Origin of the sequence: Enterovirga sp., assembly GCF_035325185.1 — a bacterium.
GTDB lineage: Bacteria > Pseudomonadota > Alphaproteobacteria > Rhizobiales > Beijerinckiaceae > Enterovirga.
Genome location: NZ_DAOLAJ010000003.1, coordinates 1 through 8131 on the forward strand (window position 1 = coordinate 1; position 8131 = coordinate 8131).

7 protein-coding genes and 1 pseudogene are annotated in these 8131 nt (G+C 71.0%); 4 read left to right on the forward strand and 4 right to left on the reverse strand.

Features of this window, described 5'->3' with window-relative positions; all coding sequences use genetic code 11:
* The 3 genes from PKD06_RS00985 to PKD06_RS00995 all read right to left on the reverse strand — a co-directional run.
* Nucleotides 1-1001 (reverse strand): zinc-binding dehydrogenase (locus PKD06_RS00985; RefSeq protein ID WP_324376842.1); only part of this gene is annotated, 1001 nt, incomplete at its 3' end.
* Entirely contained in the window at nucleotides 1001-2161 is a 1161-nt protein-coding gene (locus PKD06_RS00990) for a polysaccharide biosynthesis/export family protein (RefSeq protein WP_324376844.1), read from the reverse strand. The genes PKD06_RS00990 and PKD06_RS00985, both read right to left, overlap by 1 nt.
* Nucleotides 2162-2490: 329 nt before the next feature.
* On the reverse strand, nucleotides 2491-3759 hold the full coding sequence (locus tag PKD06_RS00995; protein ID WP_324376846.1) for a glycosyltransferase family 1 protein: 1269 nt from the start codon (nucleotides 3757-3759) through the stop codon (nucleotides 2491-2493).
* Between the two features lie 127 nt (nucleotides 3760-3886).
* On the opposite strand from PKD06_RS00995, the gene PKD06_RS01000 reads away from it, so the two are divergent.
* Genes PKD06_RS01000 through PKD06_RS01015 form a run of 4 tightly spaced genes read left to right on the forward strand, consistent with a single transcriptional unit; the run spans nucleotide 3887 to nucleotide 7722 of the window.
* Nucleotides 3887-4687 (forward strand): SDR family NAD(P)-dependent oxidoreductase, encoded by an 801-nt coding sequence (locus tag PKD06_RS01000; protein ID WP_324376848.1) that lies wholly within the window; start codon nucleotides 3887-3889, stop codon nucleotides 4685-4687.
* Nucleotides 4680-5165 (forward strand): CinA family protein, encoded by a 486-nt coding sequence (locus PKD06_RS01005; protein ID WP_324376850.1) that lies wholly within the window; start codon nucleotides 4680-4682, stop codon nucleotides 5163-5165. The genes PKD06_RS01000 and PKD06_RS01005 overlap by 8 nt, the downstream gene beginning before the upstream one ends.
* A gap of 59 nt (nucleotides 5166-5224) precedes the next feature.
* Entirely contained in the window at nucleotides 5225-7303 is a 2079-nt protein-coding gene (locus PKD06_RS01010) for an NAD(+) synthase (RefSeq protein ID WP_324376852.1), read from the forward strand.
* A gap of 14 nt (nucleotides 7304-7317) precedes the next feature.
* Nucleotides 7318-7722, forward strand: coding sequence for a hypothetical protein (locus PKD06_RS01015; RefSeq protein ID WP_324376854.1), 405 nt, complete (start codon nucleotides 7318-7320; stop codon nucleotides 7720-7722).
* A gap of 10 nt (nucleotides 7723-7732) precedes the next feature.
* Here the strand turns inward: PKD06_RS01015 and PKD06_RS01020 are convergent.
* Nucleotides 7733-8131, reverse strand: a pseudogene (locus PKD06_RS01020) (thioesterase family protein); the annotation flags it as partial.

The window sequence follows — 8131 nt, forward strand, 5'->3', positions numbered from 1 at the left end:
ACGATCTTCGGCACGTCGGTGCGGCCCCTCGCGCCGCCGAAGGCGGTGCCTTTCCAGACGCGGCCGGTGACGAGCTGGAACGGGCGGGTCGCGATCTCGCGCCCGGCCTCGGCGACGCCGATGATGATCGACTCGCCCCAGCCCCGGTGGCAGCATTCGAGCGCCTGGCGCATCACGTCGGTATTGCCGGTCGCGTCGAAGGAGAAATCGGCGCCCCCGCCCGTGAGGTCGACGATGGCCTGCACCACCTTGTCGTTGCCGATCTCGCGGGGATTGACGAAGTCGGTCATGCCGAATTTCTCGGCCATGGCCCGCTTGTCGTTGTTGAGGTCCACGCCGATGATCCTGTCGGCGCCGACCATGCGGGCGCCCTGGATCACGTTGAGGCCGATGCCGCCGAGCCCGAAGACGGCGACGTTCGCGCCGGGCCAGACCTTGGCGGTGTTGACCACCGCCCCGATGCCGGTGGTCACGCCGCAGCCGATATAGCAGATCTTGTCGAAGGGCGCGTCCTCGCGGACCTTCGCCACCGCGATCTCGGGCAGGACCGTGAAGTTCGAGAAGGTCGAGCAGCCCATATAGTGGAAGACGGTCTTCGACCCGCTCCCGCCGGCCGCCTCGCAGGCGAAGCGGCTCGTCCCGTCGGGCATGACGCCCTGGCCCTGCGTCGCCCGGATGGCGGTGCAGAGGTTGGTGCGCCGCGACAGGCAGCTTTTGCAGTTGCGGCATTCGGGCGTGTAGAGCGGGATGACGTGGTCGCCCGGCCTGACCGAGGTCACGCCCGCGCCGACCTCGCGCACGATGCCCGCGCCCTCGTGGCCGAGGATCGCGGGGAACTTGCCCTCGCTGTCGAGGCCCGAGAGCGTATAGGCGTCCGTGTGGCAGATGCCCGTCGCCATCACCTCGACGAGCACCTCGCCGGCCTTGGGGCCTTCCACCTCGATCGTCTCGACCGTGAGGGGCTTCTTCGCCTCCCAGGCGATTGCGGCGCGCGTCTTCATCAGAGGCGGCTCGCCGAGCCGGCGACGCCGACGCCCGTGGCGACCGGCGAGGTCAGGGTCGCGACGAGGCTGAGGAACTTCTGCAGCTCGGCCGCCGAGGCGTTGGCCACGTAGATGGTGTCCTTGTCGCGCATCTGGAAGGTGCGGGCGAGGAAGTAGCTCTTCGCGTCGCGCAGGGCGAGGCGATAGACGACGGGGATCATGCGCTCGCGCTTGTCGATGGGCCGCCCGGGCTGGAGGGCGGCCGCCGTGCTCGGCGGCTCGAAGCGCAGCAGGAAGACGCCGTTCGGGTCGGCCTTGTTGTCGAGCAGGCCCCCCGCCTTGGCGATCGCCTCCTCCAGGGACAGGGAGATCCGGCCGAACGGGACGACCGTATTCTGCCCGACCGCGCCGAAGGCGGTGTAGGTCCGCGGCTCGTTGACGACGGTGATGACGTCGCCGCCGCGCAGATAGACGTTCTCCTGCGGATTGGCGAGGATCGTCTCCATCGGCACCGTCACGGTGGCGCGGCCGCGGGTCAGGCGCACGAAGGCTTCGTGCACCGCGCCGCGGACCCCGCCCGCCGCCGCAATGGCGTCCAGGACGCGGTCCCCCTTGGCGCTGAGCGGAATGCGCGCGCCGTTGGTGGTCTCCCCGGTCACGGTCACGCTGTTGGTGATGTTGCGCGAGACGGTGACGAGGACCTGGGGCTCGATGGCCTTGCCGGAGAGACGCTCCAGCACCGTGTGCTCGACCTCCGGCGGCGTCAGTCCGGCGACCTGGATGCGTCCGGCATAGGGGACGGTGATCGCGCCGTCGCGCGCCACGACCTGGTCGGGAATGATGGCGCTCCGCGCGCCGGTGCCGAAGCGGTCGACGGCGCTGGCATTCGAGAAGAGGCCGCCGGCGGCCGCCTCCCAGATGGTGACGCGCACTTCGTCGCCGACACCGATGCGGTTCTCGGGCGGGGGCCGGTAATCGCCGAAATGCGCGCGGAAGGAGGGACCCGGCAGGCGCGACAGGACGGAGACCGCCCTCTCGTCGAGATCGACGATGACGTAGCGCCGCTCCAGCGAATTGTCCCCGTTGGACACGACCTGATCCGCGGTCGGCCCCGTCGTCGGCAATGTCGAGCATCCGGCCGCGGCAAGGATCGCCGTGAGCAGGAGGCTGCGCGACATGTTGCGATGTACGCTCACCCGTCACCCAAATCTGTTACGACACCGCGTCTTGCCACCGTTCCGATGGCTCAGATAGCGCCGTCGCGCCACACCCGGTCGTTTGGTCGACGAGTGTCGCCCGGTCAACACACCTGCAAGACACCCGCAAGCGGCCGGCCAGTCTCGACCATGGCGGCGCAATCGGAAACGAAGTCTTAGACCCCCTCCCTTTTCCGGCGGAATCGCCTCTGCTTTCGGCCCGGGCGCGATTCCTCGCGCAGGCCGGGTCCGTCCCGCTCGAAAATCTCCAAAAGGACTTTCGATCCCGCCGCCCGGTCCGGATGGGAGATTCAGAGATCGGCGACGAGCGCCTCGACGATGTCGAAATGCGCCTCCCATGTCGCCGCCCGGCCCGGACGGCGCGGGGCCGGAGGCTCGCGCAGCGCGCGCAGGATCGCCTCCCTCCAGCCCTTGCCGTCGAGCGGGTCGAGCAGGGTGGCGGTCCCGGCCGCGATCTCGCGGTGGGAGGGCAGGTCGGAGGCGATCACGGGCGCGCCCATGGCCGTGGCCTCGGCCACGGGAATGCCGTAGCCCTCGCTGAACGAGGGCATCAGCAGGGCGCGGGCCCCGGCGATCAGCGAGGCGAGGGTGGCGGTCGGCAGGTTCGGGGCCTCGATCACATGCGGACGGATCGCCTCGCAGCGTTCCAGGAGATCTGCCGCCGCCTCGCTCTCCCAGCCGCGGCGGCCGACGATCACGAGGGCGGGCATCTCCTCCTCCGCCAGCCGCCGCGCGAGGTCGCGCCAGATCTGGAGCAGGAGCAGGTGATTCTTGCGGGCCTCGATGGTGCTGCACACGACGAAATAGGGGCGCCGGGCCGGGAGCGCCGCGGGCGCGGCGAGGAACGCCTCCTCGACCCCGATCGGCGCGGTGACGATCCGCGGCGCGGCCCGCAGGCCCGCGCGCTCGGCATGGAGCCGGAAGCTCCCGGCGACGTCCTCCGAGCTGGTCAGCACGGCCGCCGCGTGGCGGCTGACCGTCGCGAGGCGGGTGCGGTGGCGGCGATCCTCGCCGGGGATGCCGTATTCGGGATATTCGATCGGGATCAGGTCCTGCACGAAGAAGACCGGCCTGATGTCGGGCCGGCTCTCCAGCCACTGGAACATGGCGGGCCGGTCGAGCCGCAGATGCGAGGTGTGCAGGTAGGCCGCGTCGCGCGGGGCGTGCCGGGCCGCCTCCTGCTGGATGCGGGCATGGAGCGTGCGCAGGGCGAGATCCGTGGCGCCTCGCAGGAGCGTCGGCTTCTGCCGCGGGAGATGATCCGGCGGGGGCGGCTCCGGCGGCCGTCCGAGCCAGGCCGTCAGCCGGTCCGCGGCGGGGGCGTAGCCCGCCGCCGTCCCGCGCCAGCGCGCGCCGAGCGTCGCGAGGAGCGAGGCCGTCGCGTCTTCGGGCAGGAGACGGGCGCCGGCCGGGGTCAGCGACACCGCGCGATTTCTTCCGTCCGTCCCGGCGAGAAAATGAGAGGCGTAGGCGAGGTCCACCCGGTCGATCCCGGTCGGGGCGCCGTAGCGGAGCCGCGTCAGGAGCCGCGTCACGTCGAAGAGGATGGGGCGCGTCATGCCGCGCTCGTTGCCATTTCGGGCGGGGCAGGTCCATGGCGGGCGGTGGTTTCGCCCCGCCTGCTTTCGGCGGCGGATTGTCCTCCGTCGCTCCGAGGCCGATAAGCGAGGGAAAGGAGGGTGGGACGTGAGCGGACGGCGAATCCTGATCTCGGGCGCCTCGCGCGGCATCGGCGAGGCGCTGGCGCGCGAATATGCGGGGCCGGGCGTCTCGCTCGTCCTCGCCGGCCGCGATGCGGGCCGGCTCGAGACGGTGGCGGCGGCCTGCCGCGCCGCCGGCGCCGAGGCGGAGATCCTGGTGCTCGACATCCGCGACCGGGAGGCGGCGTCCGAGGCCCTGCGGCGCATGGACGAGGCCGCACCCCTGGATCTCCTGATCGCCAATGCCGGGGTGCAGAAGCCGACCCGCGACGATCCGGGCGACATCATCTCCTCCTTCGAGGAGATCGAGACCAATCTGCTGGGGGCGCTGAACACGGTCGCGCCGCTCGCCGGCCGCATGGCGGCGCGGGGACGGGGACAGATCGCCCTGATGAGTTCGCTCGCCGCCTACGTGGCGCTGCCCGATTCGCCCGGCTACAGCGCCTCGAAGGCCGGCCTCCTGGCCTGGGGCCTCGCGCTGCGGGAGCGGCTGCGGCGCACGGGAGTGCGGGTGAGCGTCGTCTGTCCCGGCTATATCGATGCGGGCATGGGCAGGCGCTTCAAGGGATGGCAGCCGCAGGTGGTGCCCGTCGGCAGGACCGCCGCCCTCATCCGGCGCGGGCTCGAGCGGGACAAGGCCGTCATCGTCTTTCCCTTCCCGCTGAGCTGGGTGGCGCGGCTGAGCCCCTTCCTGCCCGATTGGCTGAGCGCGCTGACGATGCGATCCTTCCGCTTCAGGGTGGACGAGGAGCCGCCATCCCCCGAAGGAGAGGCCGGGCATGGATGATCTCGATGCGCTCGCCGCGCGGGTCGCGGCGAAGCTGATCGCGCGCGGGGAGACCATCGCCGTCTCCGAATCCTCGGCCGGCGGGCTGATTTCCGCGGCGTTGCTGGCCGTGCCCGGCGCCTCGGCCTTCTTCATGGGCGGGGCCGTCGTCTATACGGCGACGGCGCGTGAGGTGCTGCTCGGCATCTCGCCGGCGGAGATGTGCGAGCGGGGCATCCGCTCGGCTTCCGAGCCCTATGCCGCGCTCTGCGCGGCGCGGATGCGCGAGCGTTTCGGGACGAGCTGGGGCCTCTCCGAGACGGGCGCGGCCGGGCCGGCGGGAAACCGCTACGGCGATGCGGCCGGCCATGCCTGTTTCGCGCTCAGCGGGCCGGTCGAGACCGTGACCACGTTGGAGACGGGCCACGGTGACCGCCCGGCCAATATGCGCGTCTTCGCTGCTGCCGCCCTCGCGCTGCTGGAGCGGGCGCTCGGCTGATTGTCCCGAACCCGCCGAAAGCCTTTGGCGAGGGCGGGGCGATGCTCATATGAGGGCGCATGCCAGCCCAAGCCTCAGCCCAGGCGGATTTCGATTTCCGCTCCCTTTATCGCCACGGCTTCGCGCGGGCCGCGGCCTGCACGATCCGGTCTTCCGTGGCCGATCCCGCGGCCAATGCGGCGGCGCTGATCGAGGCGGCGCGGACCTGCCACGAGAAGGCGGTGGCGGTCGCCGTCTTCCCGGAACTGGCGCTCTCGGGCTACGCGATCGAGGACCTGCTTCACCAGGACGTCCTGCTCGACGGCGTCGAGCGCGGCATCGGCGCCCTGGTCGAGGCGTCGGCGCGGCTGCTGCCGGTCCTGATCGTCGGCGCCCCCCTGCGCCACGGCTCGCGGCTCTACAACACCGCCTGCGTCATCCATCGCGGGCGCCTGCTCGGCGTCGTGCCGAAGATTCACCTGCCGACCTATCGGGAATTCTACGAGGCGCGCCATTTCGCCTCCGGCGCCGGGGCGCCGGCCGGGGAGATCGCGGTCGGGCCGCTGACGGCACCCTTCGGCACGGACCTCCTCTTCGAGGCGTCGGACGTGCCGGGCCTCACGATCGGGATCGAGATCTGCGAGGATATGTGGGTTCCCGCCCCCCCCGCTGCCCGGCTGGCCCTGGCGGGGGCGAGCGTGCTCGCCAATCTCTCGGGCAGCCCGATCACGATCGGGCGCGCCCGATCGCGGGGGCTCCTGTGCCGCTCCTCCTCGATGCGCTACGCCGCCGCCTATATCTACGCGGCGGGCGGGGCGGGGGAATCGACCACCGATCTCGGCTGGGACGGCCAGACCTCGATCCACGAGGCCGGCGCGCTGCTCGCCGAGGGCGAGCGCTTCGCCCGCGGCGCCGTGGTCACGATCGCCGATCTCGATCTCGACCTCCTCCGCCTGGAGCGCGCCTCGACCGGCACCTTCGACGACAATCGGCGGGTGCTCGACGGGCAGGGGGAGGGGCGGACTTTTCGCACGATCCGCTTCCGACTCGATCCGCCACGGGGCGATGTGGGCTTCGAGCGCCGGGTCGAGCGCTTCCCCTTCGTGCCGGCCGATCCCGCCCTGCTGCGGCAGGATTGCTACGAGGGCTACAACATCCAGGTGGCCGGGCTCGAGCAGCGCTTGCGGGCCACGGCCACGCGGCGCGTCGTCATCGGCGTCTCGGGCGGGCTCGATTCGACCCATGCCCTGATCGTCACGGCGGCGGCCTTCGACCGGCTCGGCCTGCCGCGCACCGACATCCTCGCCTATACCATGCCGGGCTTCGGCACCTCCGACGAGACGAAGACCAACGCGATCCGCCTCATGAGCGCGCTCGGCGTCACGCAGGCGGAACTCGACATCCGCCCGACCGCGACGCTGATGCTGGAGACCATGGGCCACCCCTACGGGCGGGGCGAGCCGGTCTACGACACGACCTTCGAGAACGTGCAGGCGGGCCTGCGCACCGATTACCTCTTCCGCCTCGCCAACCAGCATGGCGGCATCGTGATCGGCACGGGCGACCTCTCCGAACTGGCGCTCGGCTGGTGCACCTACGGCGTCGGCGACCAGATGAGCCATTACAACGTCAATGCCGGGGTGCCGAAGACGCTGATCCAGCACCTGATCCGCTGGGTCGCGGCCTCCGGCGAGTTCGAGAGGGCGGCCGGCGAGGTGCTGCTCGACGTCCTGAACACCGAGATCAGCCCCGAGCTGATCCCGGCCGAGGCGGGCAACATCCAGTCCACCCAGGCCCGGATCGGCCCCTACGAATTGCAGGATTTCAACCTCTTCTACATCCTGCGCTACGGCATGCGTCCCTCGAAGGTGGTCTTCCTCGCCGAGCGGGCCTGGGGCGACGCCGCGGCGGGCTCATGGCCGCCGGCCTTTCCGCAATCGGGCCGGCGGGCCTATGATCGCCCGACGATCCGGCGCTGGATGGCGGTGTTCCTGAGCCGCTTCTTCGGCTTCGCCCAGTTCAAGCGCTCGGCCCTTCCCAATGGGCCGAAGGTCGTGGCCGGCGGCTCGCTTTCTCCGCGTGGCGACTGGCGCGCGCCCTCGGACGGCACGGCCGCGCCCTGGCTCGCGGAGCTGGAAAGGAACGTGCCGGAGACGTGACGAAGGAGGGTGCCATGCAGCTTCGTGAACTCGGCCTGATCGCTGGGGCGGTCTCGGTGATCTGCTGCTCGTCCTGGCCGGCGGCAGCCGCAATGCCGAAGCGGATCGGCGAATGCGTTCGGACGTCCATCCAATCCATCGGAACCCGCTTCAGCGACAAGCTGGTGAAGCCAAGCTCTCCCGGCACCGACGAGGGCACGAGCGTCGTCCTGCGCAACGGCGTGGTGGGCATCTCCTATCAGTTCGTCCCGGAGGTCGGGGCCTCCCGCATCGGCGACCGGGTGATCACCTGCCTCGTCTCGCTGCCGCAGGATTGTCCGAAGGGGGACGAGCGGGGGAAGATCTACAAGACCACCAACCTTCGCACGCACGGCTCCTGGCAGTTGCCCGATTCCCAGCACTTGTGCGGCGGGGCGTAGAGACGCCCCCTCATTCCTTGTACCACACCGTCTGCGTGGTGACGGCGAGCAGCGTGCCGTCGGCGCCCCAGAGTTCCCCGGTCTGGTCGTGGAAGCCGTGCCGGAAGACGCGGCCATCCGCGACGGCGATCAGCGGCCGCGTGCCCTGGCGGGCCAAGTCGGCCTCGGTCGCGTAGAAATAGGTCGTGATCGACACCGTGCCTGCGCGGGCGGGGCGCCCGCGCAGGTGGAAGATGCGCACGATGAAGGCATCCGAAAGAGCGGCCAGCGAGATGAAGTCGAGCGGCCGGGCGGGCTTGTCGGCGATCCACATGGCGGTGCGGGCGCTGCCGGGGGGCGCGTCCGCGGGCCCGTCGAAGATCCCGCGCCCCTCGAAGAAGCGCATGTCGTAGCGGCCGAGCCAGCGGAC

Coding starts and splice junctions, on each gene's coding strand:
- PKD06_RS01010 (WP_324376852.1), top strand. CDS start 5,225: ATGCCAGCCCAAGCCTCAGCCCAGGCGGATTTCGATTTCCGCTCCCTT.
- PKD06_RS00995 (WP_324376846.1), bottom strand. CDS start 3,759: ATGACGCGCCCCATCCTCTTCGACGTGACGCGGCTCCTGACGCGGCTC.
- PKD06_RS01005 (WP_324376850.1), top strand. CDS start 4,680: ATGGATGATCTCGATGCGCTCGCCGCGCGGGTCGCGGCGAAGCTGATC.
- PKD06_RS01015 (WP_324376854.1), top strand. CDS start 7,318: ATGCAGCTTCGTGAACTCGGCCTGATCGCTGGGGCGGTCTCGGTGATC.
- PKD06_RS00990 (WP_324376844.1), bottom strand. CDS start 2,161: ATGTCGCGCAGCCTCCTGCTCACGGCGATCCTTGCCGCGGCCGGATGC.